Below are 18,599 nucleotides of genomic sequence, written 5' to 3'. Positions count from 1 at the left end.
CTGTTGCATGAAGATTGGGAATTTAATTCAGCGTGATCTCCAAAACGCCGCCGACCTCACTGGTGACGACGAGCCGACGAGGATGGGCCGGGTCGACGGCAACGGCGGTGACCGGTACTCCGGCGTTGATCGCGCAACGCGCGCCGGTAGCCGGCGCGAGGACGTAGACCTGCCCGGTGGTGGACGTGACGACCAGGCGCTTCCCGCCGTCGAGCACGGCGAGGTCGTCGATAAAGCCGGGCAGGGGAGCGGTGAGGTCGGCGGCGACCGAGGCCGCAGCCGGGTTGTCGATCGGCACGCGGATGACTCGTCCGCTCAGGCTTTCGGTGAGGGTCGTATAGACGTAGCGGCCGGAGACCGCGGCGCCGTTGATACCGATGCCGTTGACCAGGTCGACGCGCCGCAGCGTTGCAGGCGCCTGGGCCGTCCACGCCCGGTCGATCGAGCCGTCGGGCCGGATGCGGGTGAGTCCGCGACCGACGCCACTGTCGGCGACGTAGCCGAAGCCCTTCTCGTCGAACGTTAATCCATTGGGCATGGCGAATCCGCGCGCGAAGGTCGTCGGGCGGGGATTCGCTGCACGCGGGTCAAAGGACACGACGGTCGCCGACGGAGGTAACAGCGGGACCATGTTGAGCGGCGAATTTCCGGAGGTCACGTAGAGACGTCCGCGCGGACCCATCCGGACCGCGCCTGGGCTCTCGACGGGCACGCTGGCCGTTCGGCGTCCGGCGCGGTCGTAGCGCTCCACCACGTTGCCCAGCGAGCGCGTGACCCAGAGGTTGCGCTCTCCGTCGAACGTCGCGTTCTCGGTCCAGCCGGTGAGCCCGGGACTAGGGATCAAGGTCCGCACCTGGGCGCCGGCACACGAGTCCGCCCGCGCGGGTGCGGCGACGGTGGCGGTCAGCGACGCGGCGGCGACAGTTGAGGCCAGGACAGATAGCGCGATGATGCGACGAGACATTGAATCAGCCTATTCGAGGTCGACCAGCGCGGCCGACCCGTGCGGGGATGCTCGTCGTCGTAGTCTGGCGAGGATCTGATCGGCGCCCCGCTCCGCCGCCCCCGACGCCCAGGAAGGGCCGCCCATGGCAACCGTCCGCGAAGTCACCTTCGACCTGCTGCGCCACCTCGGGCTGACAACGGTCTTTGGCAACCCCGGGTCCACTGAGGAGACCTTTCTGCAGGACTTCCCCGACGACATCCGCTACATCCTTGGCATTCACGAGGGTTCGGTCATCGGAGCCGCCGACGGGTACGCGCAGGCCACCCGAAAGCCGGTGTTGGTGAACGTCCACACCGCGGCGGGGGCGGCGAACGCGTTGGGCGCCACCCTCAGCACTTTCCAGAACCGCACGCCGCTGATCATCACCGCCGGTCAGCAGACCCGCGAGATGTTGCTGCTGGAGCCGTGGCTCTCCAATCAGGACCCGCAGGCCATCATGGCGCCGTATGTGAAGTGGGCCTACCAACCCGTCCGCCCCGACGACGTTCCAGCGGCCTTCATGCGCGCCTACGCGATCGCCCTGCAACCCCCGGCCGGTCCGGTGTTCCTCTCCATCCCCCTCGACGATTGGGGGCAGGAGAGCACCGTGCCGCTGGCGGTGCGCTCGGTGGCAAGCCGAGTCGGGCCCGACCCCGCCCGTCTGGCCGAGTTCGCCGCCGCCTTCGCCGCGGCGGAGAATCCCGCGCTGGTGCTCGGTGCCGACGTGGCCCGCGGTGACGGATGGCACCAGGCGGTCGTCTTCGCCGAACGACTGGGCGTGAAGGTGTGGGCCGCGCCCGCGTGCGAGCGGCCGCCGTTCCCCGAGGACCATCCCCTCTACGCCGGCGGCCTGCCGTTCGCCCAAGGGCTGCTGTCGCAGCGACTGGCTGGCCACGACGTCATCCTGGTGATCGGCGCGGCGGTATTCCGGTACTACCCGTGGGTGGCCGGCGACTATGTGCCCGACGGGGCGCGTCTGTTGCACATCACCTCCGATCCTGCGGAGTCGGGGCGGGCCCCCGTCGGCGACAGTCTCGTCGGCGACGCCGTGCTGGCGCTGGAGGCGCTGACGGCGCTCGTCCCACAGCGGTCGACGCAGGCCGACGTGGAGCGCCAAGGCCACGCCATGGCACCGCACCCGCCGATCGAGGACTCCGTCGACGACGCTGCCGATGACGCGCCGCTGACGGCGCGCCAACTCTTCCGCGAGCTGCGCAAAGCGTCGCCGCCCGACACCGTCCTCGTCGAGGAGAGTCCGTCCAACCTGGCCGACCTGCACGCCGAATGGCCGGTCACCAAGCCCGACTCGTTCTACACGTTCGCCAGTGGGGCACTGGGCTGGGACCTGCCCGCGGCAGTCGGCCTGACGCTGGCCGAGCGCGACAGCGGGCGCAACCGCCCGGTCCTCGCCGTGATCGGTGACGGCTCGATGCAGTACTCGGTGCAGGCGCTCTACACGGCGGTCCAGCAAGAATTGCCGTTGGTCGTCGTCGTGCCAACCAACGGCGAGTACGCCATCCTGAAGGCCTTCGGCGTGCTGGAGAAGAGTCCGAACGTGCCCGGCCTGGACATCCCCGGGATCAAACCGGCGACATTGGCGCAGGGCTACGGGGCGACCGGCGTCGTCGCCGCTACCGCCGAGCAGGTCAGGGCGGCACTCGCCGATGCCTGGGAGCGCCGGGGGCCCACGTTGATCGAGGTGCCGATCGACCCGGCGATTCCGGATCTGACGTAGCCTGCCGACCATGCCGAAACTTTCGCTACCCGCCGAAGCCGCGCTGGCGGCCGCGGGCGCCGCTGCCGCCGGTATCGCCGGCTCGGCGACAGCCCTGCGCAGCCCCGCCGTCATGCGCCGCCTCAACGATTGGGCCTCGCGTCGATTGACCGACGCCCAGCGCGCAGACCGCTACGCTGCCATCCTCCCGACGCCGCTGTCGGGCCCGGGCTTCTACGCCGATCCGATCGACCTCACCGGCCTGGTCAACGGCGACGTCATCCGCGTCGAACGCGTTTCGCCGCGTATCGCGGTGCCCGGGATCTCGATCCGACGGTTCATGGTCGCCTCCACCGATACCGCGGGCAACCCGGTGCCGGTCACCGCGACACTCGTCGAGCCCCGTCGGCCGTGGCGGGGCAGTGGTCCGCGGCCGGTCGTCGTGCGCAACCAGCCGATCAACTCGCTGGGGCTGAAGGCTGCGCCGTCGCACCGGATCGGACGCGGGGTGTTCATCGATATGCCGCCCTTCCTGCCGTTGCTGCTCGCGCGCAACTATGCGGTGCTGCTGCCCGATCACGAAGGCCCGAGGATGGCGTACTCGGCGGGGGTGATGGCGGCTCACGCCGTGTTGGACTCGGTGCGCGGTATGACGCGGATCGCACCGGAACTCGCCGAGTCGCCGACGGTGATGGACGGCTACAGCGGCGGCGCCATCGCGACGGTGTGGGCGGCCCAGGAACAGCCGCACTACGCGCCGGAGCTCCGCTTTGCCGGAGCGGTCGCCGGCGGCACGCCCACCGACTACGCGCTCCTGCACAGGAGCATGAACGGCGCCTGGGGGGCGGGCCTGTTCGCGGCGGCCACCATCGGGCAGGCGCGCGAGTACCCGGAGATGGTGGAATTGTTCGGCGACTTCGCCTTCCACCTGGCCACGCTGGTCAAGGACTACCCGCAGCCACCGCTGGCGGCGGCGGGATTGGCCCGTATCGACTTGGACGTACTGGCGGTGATCCCGGAGCCCTTCGAGTCCCCGATCGCGCAGGCCGTCGTCGGCGCGAACAAGCCCGGTGCCTCCGCGCCGCAGATGCCGGTGCTGCTCTACCACGGCTCGCGCTCGAAGTTGCTCGGCGACCAGTTCATTCCAGAGGAGGGGGTGACCGAGCTCGTCGCGCGCTGGCGCGACGGCGGCGCCACCGTCGAATATCGGGCGGTGCCCGGCGAGCACATGATCGCGGCCGGCGCGGCGATGCCGGGCGTACTGCGGTGGATGCGCGACACCCTCGAGGCGGAACGCTAGTCGGATAGAGGAGGATCGGGTGCTGCTGTCCGTTCTCAACTACTGCGGTATGGCGGTCTTCGCCGCGACCGGCGCGCTCGTCGGCGTGCGCAAACGCCTCGACATCGTGGGGATCTGGACGCTGGCGGTCCTCACCGGGCTGGGCGGCGGTGTCGCCCGCGACGTCCTGCTGGGGATCACCCCGCCGAGCACCTTTCGCGGCTGGGAGAACCTGACGGTCACCACCGCCGCCGCAGCAGTCGTCTTCTTCTTCCATCCCCAATTTGGCGCGCTGAGACGCACCGTCGACGTGCTCGACGCATTCGGCGTCGCATTGTTCGCCGCGACCGGGGCCCTATTGGCGGTCGACGCCGGCACCAGCCCGTTCGCTGCCGCGCTGATCGGCGTGACGACGGGTCTGGGCGGCGGCATCCTGCGCGACATCCTCGTCAACGAGGTCCCGCTGTTGTTGCAGGGCGGCGAGATGGTCGCGATCCCTGCGTTCGCGGGTGCCGCGCTCACCGTCGCCATCGACGAGGCGGGCCGTAGTCAGGACTGGGCGCTGGTCCTCGGCGTCGCGGTGGCCTTCGGCTTCCGGGTCGTCGTCATGTGGCGGAGCTGGTCCGCGCCGAAGGCCCCCGATGATGCGTGGGGGACTCTTCGCCGACGGTGGCGACGGCGATGACGCCAGCCCTCCGTTGTGCCGGCTACTGGGCCCAGGGCGGTGCCACGCGCTGATCGCCGTCGCCCAGCACGGCGTTCATGCCCAGGGTCGTGGTCACCCACGCCTGCGCCGGGTCGTCGCCGTTGTTGCTGACTCGAAAGCGGGTGCCCGCCGGGACGAGTACCGCGTCGCCGACGCGTGCGGTGAACCCCTCGTCGCCGACTTCGACGTCCAGGGTGCCGGCGAGGACGTGCAGGATCTCCTCCGCAGTCATGCTGTGCGCAGTGCCGGGGGTGTGCGGGGGGAAGTCCGCGCGCCAGGCCGCGATGCTCGTGGCACCGTTGCGGCCGGCGGCGAAGGAGTGGAAGGTGACGCCGTGCAAGTGGTGGGTGACGGCGGTCTCGGGGGTCAGGTGCGACATGGCGTGCCTCTCAGTGATGGTCAACTAGATTGACTATATATAGACAACCAGGTTGACCGCAATTGGCTATGCTGTCGACATGGCCCCCATCGACGACGTGGCAATGCCGTTCCTGCTGATGTCCGCGTTCCGCGGCCTGGTCGATGCGGTGCACGCCGACCTTGAGGAGGCGGGCTTTCCGGGAGTGCGTGCCACGCACGGATTCGCCATGCAGGCGGTCGGGGAGGGCTGCACGAGTGTCGAGCTCGGTGTCCGCCTGGGGGTCTCCAAGCAAGCCGCGACGAAGACGGCCGCCGGATTGGAGGCGATGGGCTTCATCACCCGCGGCCCGAGCGCGACGGACCGCAGGGAGCGGATCCTGACGCCGACGCCGCATGGGCGTGAGATGTTGCAGCGTTCGGCTGCGTCGTTCCGGCGCGAGGTCGCGCAGTGGCGTGAACGCGTCGGCGACCGAAAGGTCGACGCGACGCTGGCGACTCTCGCCGCGGCACCGCCGGTCACGGCCGGCTTCCCGTTCTGACTGCGGCGGGGCGCTACTGTGGCGCGGTGGACATCGGAATGGTCGTCTCCGACATGGACGGGACTCTGCTGCTCGACGACGGGACCGTGCCCGACGGTTTTTGGCCGCTACTCGACGAGATGGTCGGGCGCGGAATCGCATTCGTCCCCGCGTCGGGGCGCCAGTTGGCCACGTTGCGACGTCTCTTCGATGGTCGCGGGGCGGAGCGCTCGCTGTCCTTCATCGCCGAGAACGGCACGCTGGTCACCCATGGCGACGAGGTGGTGTCGACGACGACGGTGAGCGATGAATTCGCGCGTACCGTCGTCGACGCGGTGCGCGCGGCCCGCGAGGATGGCGCCGATCTCGGCGTGGTGGTCTGTCGCACAGACGGTGCGGTGATCGAGCGTGTCGATGCGCCATTCGCCGCCGAATGCGCGAAGTACTACGTGGAGCTCGAACAGGTCGCCGACCTACTCGAGCATTGTCGCGACGTGCTCAAGCTCGCGATTTTCGACTTCGGCGAAGCCGCGGTCTCAGCGCAACGGTATTTCAGCGGACTCGACCAACAGGTGGTCGTCTCGGGCAAGCACTGGATCGACATCATGGACCGCGACGCGAACAAGGGCCACGGCGTGCGTGCGCTTCAGGAGGCGCTGGGCGTCACCGCAGCGCGGACCGTCGCCTTCGGCGACTATCTCAACGACGTCGAGATGCTCGGCGCCGCAGACCATTCGTATGCGGTCGCCAACGCCCATCCCGACGTCGCAGCGGTTGCGGCGCGGCGTATTCCGAGCAATGCCGAGGAGGGCGTGGTCCTCGAACTGGAGCGACTCTTGCGAAGCCGCTAGTTGGCGGCCTCGTACGCCTCGACGATGTGTCCGGGGACTCGGCCGCGGTCGCTGACCTTGTAGCCGTTCTGGTGGGCCCAATCGCGAATCCGCTGGGTTTCCTGCTTGCCGCGTCCCCCGCCTCGGCGACCCGACCGCAACGGGCGCGCGGCGTCGATGTACTTGGCGAGGCCGTCGCGGAACGCGGCGGCGTTCTTCGGTGACGTGTCGAACTCGTAGGACTTGCCGTCGACGCTGAATCGAACCGTCTCGTGCGACTCCAATTGCTTGCCGTCGAGATCGTCAAAAACCTGAATCACAGCCTTGCGTGCCATTTCGTACGTCTCCTCAGTAGGGAAATGCAAACTCGCGGATAGAGCGTCGATAGGCACAATAACAGCATTTCCTAAGTGAAAGCTGACAAATCTCCTGTGTCGTTATGAAGTCGGCCGCGTCGAAGTGGGCCGCTCATCGCGTTCATCCGGCGCCGATCCGCGCATTGCGCGGGGTGCGCGCTCGTCGCCCCGAATCTCGCGAAACCCGGCCTTGGTGATGGCGAAGCCGGTCCCGGTTGATTGGAGGCAATACATTCCCTCAACCGAATTGAGGCATTTGAACCGGCCCACCGCCAATGTCTGGCCAAAGGGCAGGATCGTCGAACGGGCCATTATCGGATAGAGATTCGCACAGGCGCCCGCTGATGGGGCGGCGGGTCCGAGGGTGACCATTTCCGGATTCCAACGGCACGATGCCGGTGTGCCCGGCGGAGGGGTGGGGGAGCCGTGCACGAGCTGTGAGGTGCAGGCGAGGGTCCCGGTCCCGTTGGCGCCGGTCGAGCACTGTATCGCGCGGTCGGGACTGCTGAAGTGGTAGCCCGACGTCGTGATCAGAGCTGCGGACGACGTCTTGGCGGCACGGTGGAAGCGCTGCGCGTCGGCACGCGGTGCGACGCTGATGACGTGCCCGTAGGAATAGTCGTCCCAGGCGCCCGGCGCGGCATCGTCGCCGCCGTCGTCGTCGGGGCCATTGGCACTGCTCGTCGAGGTCGCGGCGACCGAGGACTCGGTGGTGAGCGCGTTAGTGCCCGGGATGACGATGGTGCGACTTTCGTCGGGCAGCGTCAGTTCGGACACGATCGAACACCCGTTGGCGCAGGCGAGAGCCATCCCCAGGACAAGGGCGACCGCCGCGGACCAGGCGACTCGCACCCGGCGCCGCCCGGAGGTGCGACGTCCGTACCCTTGCATGGTGTGGCGACCCCCAAGATCGTGCTGTTCTACAAGTTCGCGCCGCTGCCCGATCCCGAGGCCATCCGCTTGTGGCAACTCGCACTCGCCTCGGCGTCGGACCTGCGCGGCCGGATCATCGTCTCGCCCCACGGTATCAACGTCACCGTCGGCGGGGACCTCCCCGACGTGAAAAAGTACGTCCGGGCCACGCGCCAATACCCGGCCTTCGCCGATATCGACGTCAAGTGGTCGTCGGGCACGGGTGCGGACTTTCCTCGGTTATCGGTGAAGAGCCGTCCTGAGATTGTCACGTTCGGTGCGTCGTCGCGTATCCGCGTCGACGCCGACGGGGTGGTCGGCGGCGGCGTCCGTCTCGACCCCGCCGAGGTCGATGCGTTGGTCGACCAGCGCGGTGATGACGTCGTCTTCCTCGACGGGCGCAATGCAATCGAGGCGCAGATCGGGCACTTCCGCAATGCCGTCGTGCCGGCGGCGCAGACGACCCGCGACCTATTGCGACTACTCGACGATGGTGAATTCGACGACTACCGAGACCGCCCGGTGGTCACCTATTGCACCGGCGGTGTGCGGTGTGAGGTCCTCAGTGCGCTACTGGTGGACCGCGGATTCTCGGAGGTCTATCAACTCGACGGCGGAATTGCCCGTTACGGGCGGGAGCGCGGTGACGACGGGTTGTGGGAAGGCTCCATGTACGTCTTCGACGGGCGGATGAGCGTTGATTTCTCCGACCATGCGCCGGTGATAGGGCAGTGCGCCCGATGCGGTATTCCCACGAAGAATATTGCGAATTTCCCCGATGTTGATGGACGCGATCTCGTCGTCGTGTGCGATGCGTGCGTGGCGGAACATTCGCGCGAGCAGTAGCGGGAGACCGGGTGTCGAAACGTGCCGCAGTTCCGGTGATCGTCCTGGGTGGAGCGCTCGGCGCCGGTAAGACGACGGTGCTCAACCACGTGTTACGCCACGCGGGCGAACTGCGCCTGGGGGTAATCGTCAATGATTTCGGCGCGGTCAATGTTGATGCGCTGATGGTTGCCGGTCAGGTCGACGGCGTCGTCGGCTTCGGCAATGGATGTCTGTGCTGTGCGACCGACTCCGACGGCTTCGCCGACGCGGTGGCGCGCCTGGTGCGTACCGAGGTTGACGCGGTGCTGGTAGAGGCGTCGGGCATCGCCGATCCGCGCAGCATGATCCGTCGGGTGGCGGCGATCGACGATCGGCTCGTCTCCTACGGCGGATTGGTCTACGTGGTCGATGCCGACGCGGTTGGTTTGGACGTACCCGGCGGGGGCGATCTGCCGCGAGGGGTGCAGCGCGACGCCGGAGTGGCCGATCTGCTCGTCGTCAACAAGGCCGACCTCGTCGACGCCGCCGCTCTCGATTCGGTGGGTGCGCTGCTCGATCGCGTGAACCCCACGGCACCGCGACTCGTGACCTCCGAGGGAGTGCTGGATCCGGGCCTGCTCGTCGACGCGCGACGCCGCGCGGCGCGCGAGCGCCCCGAGCAATTGACCCTCGACTCCCTCTTGCGAACCGAAGAGGCGCACGAGCACGCCGGGCACGATCACACCGGTCACGAGGACTATCAGCAGTTCACCTGGGAGCACGACGGACCGGTGAATCCGCGTGCAATGGCGCGACTCCTCGAACGGCCGCCGGCCGGGTGCTATCGGATCAAGGGCTGGGTGCGGGTCGATTCCGCCTATTACTCCGGGCAATTGGACTTCTCCGCTGTCGGTGGGCGGATCCGCGCGACGCGGTCCTCGGCGCGCCGGTCAGAGGCTGTCGCTGCCACCGTCGTCGTACTCATCGGCATCGGAATGGACCTGGATCTGGTGCAGGTGGCTTGCGCTGCGGTGTCGGTCACTGACCCCGACGACGGTTTCGGCGCATTGAGCCTGCTCCGCTACGACCCGCAGACCGCCAACACCTCTCCCGTCGACGGGTGAGCGTGACCGCGGTCACGGAGCAGATCACATCCTGCTAACAGATGTCGTCTGGGCTGGCCGTCGGCGAACGCTGGTGATTCACTGTTACAGAAGTTACTACTGTGACTAGAGGTGTTTACACCGGAGGATGACCACGATGCGTAAGACAACGACCACCGTCGCGATGATCGCCGCTGTCGCGGCGTCGATCGCCATGGCGCCGACGAGCCAGGCGGCCCCGGCTCCCGCAGCGCCGGCCCCGGCGCCCGCTGCCCCCGCGCCAGCCGCCAAGCAGCTCTCGGGCAAGACGGTGTTCCTGGATCCCGGCCATCAGGGATCGGCTGCCGGGCACGACTTGAACAAGCCCGTCCCCGATGGACGCGGCGGGACCAAGCCGTGCCAGACCTCCGGGGCGACCGGTGTCAACGGGGTCCCCGAGCACACCGTCAACTGGCAGGTCGCCCAGCTCGTCAAGGGTGCGCTGGAGAGCCAAGGGGCGCGGGTGGTCCTCAGTCGGCCCAACGACACCGGTTGGGGCGGGTGCATCGACGAGCGCGCGGCGGCGGCGAACCGTTCGGGCGCTGCCCTGGCGGTCAGCATCCACGCCGATTCGTCGAGCCGTGGGTCGGATCCGGGCAAGAGCGGATTCCACATGATCGTGCCGAAGCTGCCGGTCCCCGACAAGAAGGCCGACGAGGTGCAGCGCGGCGAGGGTCGCAAAGCGTCCAACCTGATGCGCGACTCGTTCAAGAACGCCGGCTTCAGCCCCTCCAACTATGTGGGTGCGGTCGACGGCATCCAGGAGCGCACCGACATCGCAGGGCCCAACACCACGCATGTGCCGCTGGTGTTCGTCGAGATGGGCAACCTGGCGAACCCGGCTGAGGCGAAAGCGCTGACGGAGCACAACAGTCAGATGCGCTACGCCACCGCGATCACCGACGGCGCGCTGAACTACTTGACGGGCTCCACTGCTGGGTCGGGCGTGGTCGGACCGTCGGACAGCGGGTCTTCCGAGGGCGCCGGGCTGGGCGGACTGCTGCCGGGGATTCAGGCCATGATGCAGTCGGGTGACCTCGCCGGGATCACGGCCTTCCTGACCGGACCGGCCGCCGATGCCGGATCAGAAATCCTCAAGGCGATGCTGGTCGTCGTGTACGGGTTGTTCGGCGGCAAACTGCCCATCTGATCTGGGGCGATTGCCGCAGCAGCCCGATCCGCGCGTGCGCGGCGGCTACGCTGGCGACATGAGTCTCAAAGATCTGGTCTACATGGCACCTCCGGTGCCCTCGCTGCGCGGCCGCAAAGTACTCATCACCGGGGCCGCCAGTGGCATCGGGCGTGCTACCGCCCTGGCCTGTGCCAACGAGGGCGCGCACCTCGTCGTCACCGACCTGCATATCGAGCCGCTCGATGCGCTGGTCGCCGAGGTCGGTGCCGCGGGCGGCACGGTCCTCTACCACCAGGCCGGCGACGTTTCCGACTATGACTGGGTGGCCGCATTCGCGCGCGCGGTCGACGCCGAGGTCGGCGTCATGGACGTCGTCATGAACATCGCCGGAATCTCGGCCTGGGGCACCGTGGAGAACCTGGAGCACAAGCACTGGAAGTCGATGGTCGACGTCAACCTGATGGGCCCCATCCACATCATCGAGAGCTTCGTCCCGCAGATGGTGGCACGCGGCAAGGGCGGCCAATTGGTCAACGTGTCGTCGGCCGCCGGGCTGCTCGCACTGCCGTGGCACGCCGCCTACAGTGCCAGCAAGTTCGGCTTGCGCGGCGTCTCGGAGGTGCTTCGGTTCGACCTGCGCCGCCACCGCATCGGCGTCAGCCTGGTGTGCCCGGGCGCGGTGGCCACCCCGTTGGTGAACACGGTCGACATCGTCGGTATCGATCGCGACAACGCCGAGGTCGCCGAGGCCATCGGCGGCTTCCACAAGATGGCGGCCTCGCCGGAGAAGGCTGCCGCGGCCATCATCAAGGGCATCAAGAAGAACCAGTACATCGTCTACACGTCGTTCGACATCCGGTTCGGCTACTGGTGGGCGCGCAAGTTCGCCTTCCCTTACGAGGTCGCAATGCGCATCGCCAACGACCAGTTCACCCGGTTGGCACGCAAAGCGCCTCCGAAGGCCGTGTCGGCGGCCAAGGAGATCCGGGCAACCGGCACCTGAGTTCTCAGGCGCCGGTGCCGGTGGTCACGATGGCGTCGATGATCTTCGGCCGCAGGTCCTCGGCGGCGATGACGGCATCGGCCGAACCGACCTCGACGGCCCGCTCGATGTTGTGCACGGCGTCGAACTCGGTGGCGATCTCGGCGATCTTCTCCGCGCGCACCGCTGCCCGCAATTCGTCGAGTTCGGCGGCCAGTGTGGCGCGGTCGGCGCCCACCGCGGCGGACACGCGCGACTCGAGCGCCACCACGCGGGGATCGGCGCCCGTGCGCATGCGGACATCGCCGGCAAAGACGACTGCCGCAGCGGGCGCGCCACCGAGGACCGACGCGAACGAGCCTTCGATCGCCAAGACCGTCATGTTCGGGTTGAGTGCCTTGGAGAACACGACGAAAGCGCCGCCGTGGTAGCGCGAGATCACGCAGAACACGATCGGACCGTCGAAATTGACGATCGCGCGTCCGATCTCGGCGCCGTACTCCAGCTGCAGCTTCCGCAGTGACTCCGGAGATCCGTCGAAGCCGGACAGGTTGGCCAACACGACGACGGGGCGGTTACCGCTGGCCGCGTTGATCGCGCGCGCAGCCTTCTTCGACGACTGCGGGAACAACGTGCCTGCGGTGAACGTGTCCGGGCCGTCGCTGGGCACAAACCCGCGGCGGGGGACCGGCTTGGACTCGATGCCGATCAGGCACACCGGCATCCCGCCCAGGTGGGCGTCGACGACGACGGTGTTCTCCGCGTCGGCCATCCCAGCCCACCGCTCGGGCAGCGCGTGGTCCTGGTCGGCGACCGCAGCCATGACCGCGCGGATGTCGAACGGCTTCTTGCGGTCGGGGTTCTTCTCGGCGGAGAAGATCTCACCGACGGTCGCGAAGTCGCTGCCCTCGCACTCGTGCGGGTAGTCGACGATGCTGCGGTCGACCGGGTCGGTGGACTCCGCGGTGCGCGGACCGTCCTCACCGGGCACGACGTAGGTGTGCTCGTAGTACGCCATCAGGATGTCGCGTGCGGCGGGCAGGTCCGGCGCCCAATATTGCGCCTCACCGTTGGGTCCCATCACGCGGTCGTAGCCGCCGAGGCCGAAATTGTCCTCGGCCGAGACGCCACCGGAGAAGTCGAGGGCCTGCTTGCCGGTGAGCACCATCGCCGAATCGGGCGTCATCACGAGGACACCCTTGGTGTGCATCAGCATGGTGGCCTCGGCGTTCCAGTACGCCTGCCCGCCCACGTTGATACCGGTGACGACGATGTTGATCTCGTGGCCGTCCTGGGTGAACTCGACGATCCGCTTGAGCGCGGCGGCCACCCAGTCCAGGTTCTCGGTGCCCGAATCCATCTCGACCGCGGCACCGGAGGACAGGGCGTACCACTCCAGCGGCACCGCCATCTCCTGCGCGAGGTCCAATGCCGCGATGATGCGGCGGCACTCGGGTTCGGCGAGCGAGCCGAGCGACTTCGTCGGATCGCCGAGCACGATCACGCGTGTCACCCCGTCGGGGTACTTCGGCGACGGCGTGGTGATCGTGCCGACGACGACGGCCGCGGTGTTTCGGCCCTTGGGCCGGTCCGCCGTCACCAGCGCGCCGGCTTCGTCAAGGTCGTACTCGGTGAAGTCACCGAGCAGGTTGGTCAACTCGTACGGGTACACCGTGCCGCGACTGGCTGCGCGCAGCACCTTCTGGCGGTACTCGTCGAGCGGCTCGACCGGATCGTCGGTGGGATCGCCGACGGTGATGTGGTTGGCCCCGGCAGCATCGGTGGTGATGTGTGCGGCGATCTTGCGCAGTTCGCCGGTGTCCTTGTCGCGTTGGCGGCCGATGAGCGTGACCTCTTCGAGGCCAGCGCCCTGTGTCGACGCCGAGTTCGCCAACGTGTGCTCGACGACGTAGCGGAACTGGTCGGTCGACACGTCGATCGGCGGCCAGATGTACATCACGACCCGGTTGGTGTTGAGCCGCTTGGCGCGGGGGCGCTGGGCCTGTGCACGGCGGATCGAGTCGACGGCGGTGGCGAAATTCGTCTCCGCGGTCGGCAGCGTCAGCAGGCGACCGTCTTCCTCGCTGATCGCGGTCAGATCGCGGATCTGGGTGAATGCGACGAGCCGGTCGTCGGCCGGGTTCGTCTTGGCCACGCACCGGTAGAGGTAGACCTCCTCGTCCGAGGAGGGCAGTCGGGTCAGGTCGAACTTGCGCCAGCGCTCCATCTGCATGCGTTCGGCGATGAACGGGTGCAGGCCGCGGATGAGGCGGTCTTCGGTCAGGCCCGTCGCCGACGGCCGGAACGTGAAGTGGTGGTTCATCGCCGCACCGGTGCCGGCGACGGTGATCGTCAGACGGTGCACCTGGTGGGGGAGCATCCGCGCACTGACGATGTTCTGCAGCGCGGCGGCCATCTCGTCGAAGTCGTCGGGCTGGTCCTCCCAGCTGACGTAGATGTCGGCGTCGACCGACGACGTGACGTCGATCAGCTCGACGAGACCGCAGATCGCCTGATCCAAGCCGGCGAAGCTGGTGGCAGCCGATACCAGGGTCGTGCCCCGGCGTTGGGCGGTGACGTACGTACAGCCCGCGGCGCGGCGCGCCTGGAGGTCGGTGAGGTCCTTGTTGCCGTAGTAGCGACGCGCGAGCACCTCCAGCATCACCGTCGACTCAGCGCCCGGGTCGGCCAGGCGCTCGCCGAGCAGGCTGACGAGGGGTTCGGTGCTGCCGACCATCGTCGCGATCCGCTCGTCGCGGTCGGCAGCACCCGGGTTCTCGTCGAGGTAGTGCAGCTGTTCGCGGATGGCGGAGTGCTGGCGGTCGCGGTTACGCAGCAGCCTCGGCTGCCCGTACCAGGCGTGCAGGACGCCTCGGGCCAGGTCGGCGATCGCCGGGATGCGGATCTGCGTCGCTGACACCAGCCGCTCGAGCGCGGAGCCGACCGGGTCGCGCAGCTCGGGCGCCGGGATCGGCTCGCGCAGCCACCGCCGCAGCAGGGCAGCGATGACCGTGGACGTCTCCTCCTGCCGCTGCAGTGCCAGGAAGATGCGGAAGACCGCGCCCTCGAGGTCGGGGGTTCGCTCGAGATCGGTGATCCCGTAGTGGCCCAGCGCGTAGGACAGTCGGGTCTGGAAGCTCTCCGGCAGGCCGGCGACATCCACGTCGAGGCTCTGCAGGTAGGTGTGGAAGTGTTCGCGCGGGCTGTGCACCCGCTCGCTGACGGCTTCGGGGTCCTTCGGGCGGACGCGGGCGAGTTCGGCGAGGTCGGCGAAGACGTCGATGAGCTCGACCTCTTGGGCGAGTGGCGGCCCGTCGGTCTGGGCCACTGCATCGCGGGACTCGAGGTAGTCGTCGAGTAGCTGGCGGTCTTGGTCTGGGTTGACGTCGAAGCCGCGCAGCAGGCTGCGCAGTTCCTCGCGGTCGCGATCGGCGCGCTCAGCGGCGTTGACATTCACCGGCGCCTCGGGCAGATCGAGCACGACCTCTTCCTCGGCGGTCGCGTCGCCCTCGTCGTCGTCTTCGAGCGGCTCCAGGCGCAACAGGGGCGCGCCAGCCTCGACCTGGATGCCGGCGATGACCTCGCACTCCTTGAGTCGGGCACGGAACGGTGCGCGCAGCACCGTCTCCATCTTCATGCTCTCCAACACGAGAACCGGGTCGCCGGCGTCGACCTCGTCGCCCACCTGCAGCGGTGTGGCGATCACCAGTGCCGGGGCAGGGGCGCGCACGACGCCGCCCTCGTCGCGGCTGACGCGATGGGTGACCCCGCCGACGTCGACGATGGAGATCGGGCCGTGGGTGTCGGTGAGCAACCGGTAGCGGCGACCGTTGACGGTCATCTGCGCGGCGTACTGGTCGAACCGCTCGAGCTCGACGTCGGCGGTGCGGACGTCGCCGCCACCCTCGATCACGACGCGGAAGCGCCGCCCCCCAATGCGGGCGACGCGGACGCGGTAGCCGGCGCCGCGGAGCTTGAAGTCCAGCGGGCGTCCGCTCTCGTGGTGCACCTGCGGACGGCCACCGGTCGCGGTCGCGAGCAGACGGTCGAGCTCGGCCATCTCGGCCTGTTCATAGGCATCGATCGCGGCGGCAGCCAAGGCGATCGAGGAGTGCTGCTGCGAGACCAACCGGCCCTGCGCACGCACCCGGTCGATCCAGCCGGTGTCGGCACTGCCGTCGATCACCTCGGGCTGGTTGAGCAGGTCGAGCACGAAGCTCTTGTTGGTCGCACCGCCCTCGATGATCACGCCGGTCTGCGCCATCGCTCGGCGCAGGCGGCCCAGCGCCTGGTCGCGGTCGCTGCCGTAGGCAATGATCTTGGCGATCATCGAGTCGAAGTCGGCCGGGATGGTGTCACCCTCGCTGACGCCGGTGTCGACGCGGATTCCCGGTCCGGTCGGCAGATCCAGCCGGGAGATGCGGCCGGGGGAGGGCGCGAAGTCGCGGTCGGGGTCTTCGGCGTTGAGACGCGCCTCGACGGCGTGGCCGCGCTCAACCGGACGCGGCCCGGTCAGAGTGCCGCCGGAGGCGACGTGGATCTGCGCACGTACCAGGTCGTACTCGTTGGTGATCTCGGTGATCGGGTGCTCGACCTGCAGGCGGGTGTTCACCTCGAGGAACGCGAACAGCTTCTCGCCGGGGTGGTAGAGGAATTCGACGGTCGCCGCACCGCGGTAGCCGACGGCCACGGCGAGCCGTTCGGCGGAACCCTTGACGTCGGCGATCTCCTCCTCGCTCAACACCGGTGACGCGGATTCCTCGATGACCTTCTGATTGCGCCGCTGAACCGAGCAGTCGCGGACACCCAGTGCCCACGCGCCGCCCTCACCGTCGGCGATCACCTGGACCTCGACGTGCCGCGCACCGGTGACCAGGCGCTCGAGGAAGACGACGCCGCTGCCGAAGGCGCGCTCGGCTTCGTCGCGCGTGCGCTGATAGGCGTCGACGAGTTCGGACTCGTCGGAGACCATGCGGATACCGCGGCCGCCGCCGCCGGCGGTCGCCTTGAGCATCAGCGGGTAGCCGATGCGTGCGGCGGCCTTCTTGGCCTCCTCCTCGGTCTCCACCGGTCCGCGGCTCCACGGTGCGACGGGGACGCCCACCTCCTCGGCGATCAGTTTGGCGCCGATCTTGTCGCCCAGGCGGCGCATGGCCTCCGGCGATGGCCCGATGAACGTGACGCCGACGCGGTCGCAGAGCTCGGCGAACGCCGGGTCCTCGGCGACGAAGCCCCAGCCGACCCAGGCGGCGTCGGCGCCGGTCTCGACCAGCGCACGCTCGAGTAGTTCCAGATTGATGTAGGGGCGTGCGGCCGCCGGGCCGAGATCGTAAGAGAGGTCTGCCTCGCGGACGAAGGTCGCGGTGCGATCGACGTCGGTGTAGAGGGCGACGGTCTCGATGTCGCGCCCGGTCTCGGCGTTGAGATCACGGACGGCATTGATCAGCCGCATTGCGGCCTCTCCACGATTGACTATGGCGATGCGGCGAAACATTTGGTTAATCCTATGGAGTATCGGCCGCGCGGGGTATGCCTACTCTCACGTAACCTCCCTCAACGTGACGAAGACAACTGTCTACTCGCGAGTACTTGTGGTTTCGGCGACGCGAGCCGAGGCCGCTCACGTTCCCGACGGAACCCGGCTGTTGGTCTCCGGCCTTGGCAAGGTGACTGCGGCGATCGCGTTGGCCGGGGCTCTGACGCGGGCCGTGCACGGTGTCGACGAGCCGATCGACGCGGTGGTGAACATCGGTACCGCGGGTGCGCTGCACGACCATCACAGTGGGCTGTTCGTGCCGTCGCGGGTGCTCGAGCACGACCTCGACGCCGAGGTCCTCGCCGAGTTGGGCTATCCGACGGTGGCGTCCTGGGACCTTCCAGACGGTGACGGCACAGTCTTGGCGACGGGGGACAGCTTCATCAAGGATTCGCAGCGCCGAGCCGAGCTCGCCCGCGTCGCGGACCTCGTCGATATGGAGGGTGCGGCCTTTGCCCGTGTCGGCGCGCACTTCGGCGTTCCGGTTCGCTTGGTCAAAGTGGTCAGCGACAGCGCAGACGAGTCCGCGGTGGACTGGCCGGCGCGAGTCGACGCGGCCGCCCGGTTGCTGGGTGATTGGCTGGTCGAGGCCGTCACGGGGAGATAGCGGGCGGTCCTTTGAGGCCGATCCGGTGGCCATCGGGGTCGCCGACAATGGCGAACCGCTGTCGCCACGGCATGTCCGCGGGCTGTTTGATCAACGACCCGCCGGCCGCGTCGACACCGGCCGCCAGCTCGTCGACGCGAAGATCGGAGTCGACCTGCAGGTCGATCTGTGGTTCGCCTGAGGACGGCTGTGGCTCAGACTCGTCCCACCACGCGGCGAAACCGGTCGAGTGGAGGACGATCGTCACCCCGGTATCCACCGAGACCCACGCCTCGGCCGGCGAGGCGCCGGTGCGGTGGCGCGGGGTGAAGGCGATGCCCAGCCATTCGTAGAACGCGCGGCTCCGCTCAAGATCGGCGACGATGATGTTGACCTGGGTGACAGCGACCATGTTCCTCACCTTGATCCGGGGGGTCGCGAGTCAAACGGATGTCGAACCCCTACATCGGCTACGGTTCCCGACATTCACTACCGCTGCAACGGTAGTTGTTGTGGGAGAAGGTAGCTGTTCTGGCTCGGCGGTCAGAAACCGTCGTCGTCGAGGGGTGGCGGTGCGGCGCGGCGACGACCTTGAGCGGGTGGTGCAGTAGGGGCCGGTGGCCTCGCCTGCTGGGCCGGGCGCACCGCCGGGGGGCGTGGGCCGGACGGCCGCGTCGAGGCGTCTTCGTTGTCCAGGCGGACGCCACGGGCCATGGCACCTGCGGTCATGCGGTCGGCGTTGGGGCGGACCGCG

General features: G+C 68.4%; 16 protein-coding genes and 1 pseudogene. 10 read left to right on the top strand and 7 right to left on the bottom strand.

What is annotated here, in order from left to right; translation table 11 throughout:
* Nucleotides 1–22: 22 nt before the first annotated feature.
* On the bottom strand, nt 23–964 hold the full coding sequence (locus tag B4L26_RS13215) for an SMP-30/gluconolactonase/LRE family protein (RefSeq protein ID WP_290719360.1): 942 nt from the start codon (nt 962–964) through the stop codon (nt 23–25).
* A 124-nt stretch (nt 965–1,088) separates the two neighbouring features.
* Here B4L26_RS13215 and mdlC point away from each other — a divergent pair, with 124 nt between their 5' ends.
* From mdlC to B4L26_RS13200, 3 genes are read left to right on the top strand one after another with little or no spacing between them, the layout of a single operon-like run.
* Nucleotides 1,089–2,720 (top strand): benzoylformate decarboxylase, encoded by a 1,632-nt coding sequence (gene mdlC / locus B4L26_RS13210; RefSeq protein WP_290719359.1) that lies wholly within the window; start codon nt 1,089–1,091, stop codon nt 2,718–2,720.
* A gap of 10 nt (nt 2,721–2,730) precedes the next feature.
* The gene (locus tag B4L26_RS13205) at nt 2,731–3,999 is read left to right on the top strand and encodes a lipase family protein (RefSeq protein ID WP_290719358.1); all 1,269 of its coding nucleotides are present in this window, start codon (nt 2,731–2,733) and stop codon (nt 3,997–3,999) included.
* Nucleotides 4,000–4,018: 19 nt separating this feature from the next.
* Complete coding sequence (locus B4L26_RS13200) at nt 4,019–4,663, top strand: trimeric intracellular cation channel family protein (RefSeq protein WP_290719356.1); 645 nt, start codon at nt 4,019–4,021, stop codon at nt 4,661–4,663.
* A 22-nt stretch (nt 4,664–4,685) separates the two neighbouring features.
* On the opposite strand, the gene B4L26_RS13195 is transcribed toward B4L26_RS13200, so the two are convergent.
* Entirely contained in the window at nt 4,686–5,087 is a 402-nt protein-coding gene (locus B4L26_RS13195; protein ID WP_290719354.1) for a cupin domain-containing protein, read from the bottom strand.
* A gap of 55 nt (nt 5,088–5,142) precedes the next feature.
* Here B4L26_RS13195 and B4L26_RS13190 point away from each other — a divergent pair, with 55 nt between their 5' ends.
* On the top strand, nt 5,143–5,583 hold the full coding sequence (locus B4L26_RS13190; RefSeq protein WP_290719352.1) for a MarR family winged helix-turn-helix transcriptional regulator: 441 nt from the start codon (nt 5,143–5,145) through the stop codon (nt 5,581–5,583).
* Nucleotides 5,584–5,609: 26 nt separating this feature from the next.
* Entirely contained in the window at nt 5,610–6,413 is an 804-nt protein-coding gene (locus tag B4L26_RS13185) for a Cof-type HAD-IIB family hydrolase (RefSeq protein WP_290719351.1), read from the top strand.
* On the opposite strand, the gene B4L26_RS13180 is transcribed toward B4L26_RS13185, so the two are convergent.
* Together B4L26_RS13180 and B4L26_RS13175 are read right to left on the bottom strand one after the other, a co-directional pair.
* Nucleotides 6,410–6,727 (bottom strand): histone-like nucleoid-structuring protein Lsr2, encoded by a 318-nt coding sequence (locus B4L26_RS13180; RefSeq protein WP_290719350.1) that lies wholly within the window; start codon nt 6,725–6,727, stop codon nt 6,410–6,412. The two genes, B4L26_RS13185 and B4L26_RS13180, sit on opposite strands and share 4 nt — an antisense overlap.
* Nucleotides 6,728–6,829: 102 nt before the next feature.
* Nucleotides 6,830–7,525 (bottom strand): hypothetical protein, encoded by a 696-nt coding sequence (locus tag B4L26_RS13175; protein ID WP_290719349.1) that lies wholly within the window; start codon nt 7,523–7,525, stop codon nt 6,830–6,832.
* Nucleotides 7,526–7,642: 117 nt separating this feature from the next.
* On the opposite strand from B4L26_RS13175, the gene B4L26_RS13170 reads away from it, so the two are divergent.
* From B4L26_RS13170 to B4L26_RS13155, 4 genes are all read left to right on the top strand, one after another.
* Nucleotides 7,643–8,506, top strand: coding sequence for a rhodanese-related sulfurtransferase (locus tag B4L26_RS13170; protein WP_290719347.1), 864 nt, complete (start codon nt 7,643–7,645; stop codon nt 8,504–8,506).
* Nucleotides 8,507–8,517: 11 nt separating this feature from the next.
* The gene (locus B4L26_RS13165) at nt 8,518–9,591 is read left to right on the top strand and encodes a CobW family GTP-binding protein (protein ID WP_290719345.1); all 1,074 of its coding nucleotides are present in this window, start codon (nt 8,518–8,520) and stop codon (nt 9,589–9,591) included.
* 136 nt (nt 9,592–9,727) lie between these two features.
* Complete coding sequence (locus tag B4L26_RS13160; protein ID WP_409563416.1) at nt 9,728–10,759, top strand: N-acetylmuramoyl-L-alanine amidase; 1,032 nt, start codon at nt 9,728–9,730, stop codon at nt 10,757–10,759.
* A gap of 58 nt (nt 10,760–10,817) precedes the next feature.
* Nucleotides 10,818–11,744: an SDR family oxidoreductase gene (locus B4L26_RS13155; protein WP_290719342.1), complete on the top strand. Its 927-nt coding sequence runs from the start codon at nt 10,818–10,820 to the stop codon at nt 11,742–11,744.
* A 4-nt stretch (nt 11,745–11,748) separates the two neighbouring features.
* On the opposite strand, the gene B4L26_RS13150 is transcribed toward B4L26_RS13155, so the two are convergent.
* Nucleotides 11,749–17,217, bottom strand: coding sequence for a carboxyl transferase domain-containing protein (locus B4L26_RS13150; RefSeq protein WP_290719340.1), 5,469 nt, complete (start codon nt 17,215–17,217; stop codon nt 11,749–11,751).
* A gap of 64 nt (nt 17,218–17,281) precedes the next feature.
* On the opposite strand from B4L26_RS13150, the gene B4L26_RS13145 reads away from it, so the two are divergent.
* Nucleotides 17,282–17,866 (top strand): nucleosidase, encoded by a 585-nt coding sequence (locus B4L26_RS13145; RefSeq protein WP_290719338.1) that lies wholly within the window; start codon nt 17,282–17,284, stop codon nt 17,864–17,866.
* On the opposite strand, the gene B4L26_RS13140 is transcribed toward B4L26_RS13145, so the two are convergent.
* Together B4L26_RS13140 and B4L26_RS13135 are read right to left on the bottom strand one after the other, a co-directional pair.
* Nucleotides 17,853–18,257: a VOC family protein gene (locus tag B4L26_RS13140; RefSeq protein WP_290719337.1), complete on the bottom strand. Its 405-nt coding sequence runs from the start codon at nt 18,255–18,257 to the stop codon at nt 17,853–17,855. The genes B4L26_RS13145 and B4L26_RS13140 overlap by 14 nt on opposite strands.
* A 131-nt stretch (nt 18,258–18,388) precedes the next feature.
* Nucleotides 18,389–18,599 (bottom strand): annotated as a pseudogene (locus tag B4L26_RS13135) (dihydrolipoamide acetyltransferase); the annotation flags it as partial.

Origin of the sequence: Gordonia sp. UBA7599, assembly GCA_002477755.1 — a bacterium.
Classification (GTDB): Bacteria; Actinomycetota; Actinomycetes; order Mycobacteriales; family Mycobacteriaceae; genus Gordonia.
Note: the sequence above shows the minus strand (reverse complement) of the source record. Positions and strands in the feature narration are given on the sequence as shown.

Bases quoted from the DNA above. Each gene is read 5' to 3' on its own strand.
- B4L26_RS13215 (WP_290719360.1), bottom strand. From the start codon at position 964: ATGTCTCGTCGCATCATCGCGCTATCTGTCCTGGCCTCAACTGTCGCC.
- mdlC (WP_290719359.1), top strand. From the start codon at position 1,089: ATGGCAACCGTCCGCGAAGTCACCTTCGACCTGCTGCGCCACCTCGGG.
- B4L26_RS13205 (WP_290719358.1), top strand. From the start codon at position 2,731: ATGCCGAAACTTTCGCTACCCGCCGAAGCCGCGCTGGCGGCCGCGGGC.
- B4L26_RS13190 (WP_290719352.1), top strand. From the start codon at position 5,143: ATGGCCCCCATCGACGACGTGGCAATGCCGTTCCTGCTGATGTCCGCG.
- B4L26_RS13180 (WP_290719350.1), bottom strand. From the start codon at position 6,727: ATGGCACGCAAGGCTGTGATTCAGGTTTTTGACGATCTCGACGGCAAG.
- B4L26_RS13160 (WP_409563416.1), top strand. From the start codon at position 9,728: ATGCGTAAGACAACGACCACCGTCGCGATGATCGCCGCTGTCGCGGCG.
- B4L26_RS13155 (WP_290719342.1), top strand. From the start codon at position 10,818: ATGAGTCTCAAAGATCTGGTCTACATGGCACCTCCGGTGCCCTCGCTG.
- B4L26_RS13150 (WP_290719340.1), bottom strand. From the start codon at position 17,217: ATGTTTCGCCGCATCGCCATAGTCAATCGTGGAGAGGCCGCAATGCGG.
- B4L26_RS13140 (WP_290719337.1), bottom strand. From the start codon at position 18,257: ATGGTCGCTGTCACCCAGGTCAACATCATCGTCGCCGATCTTGAGCGG.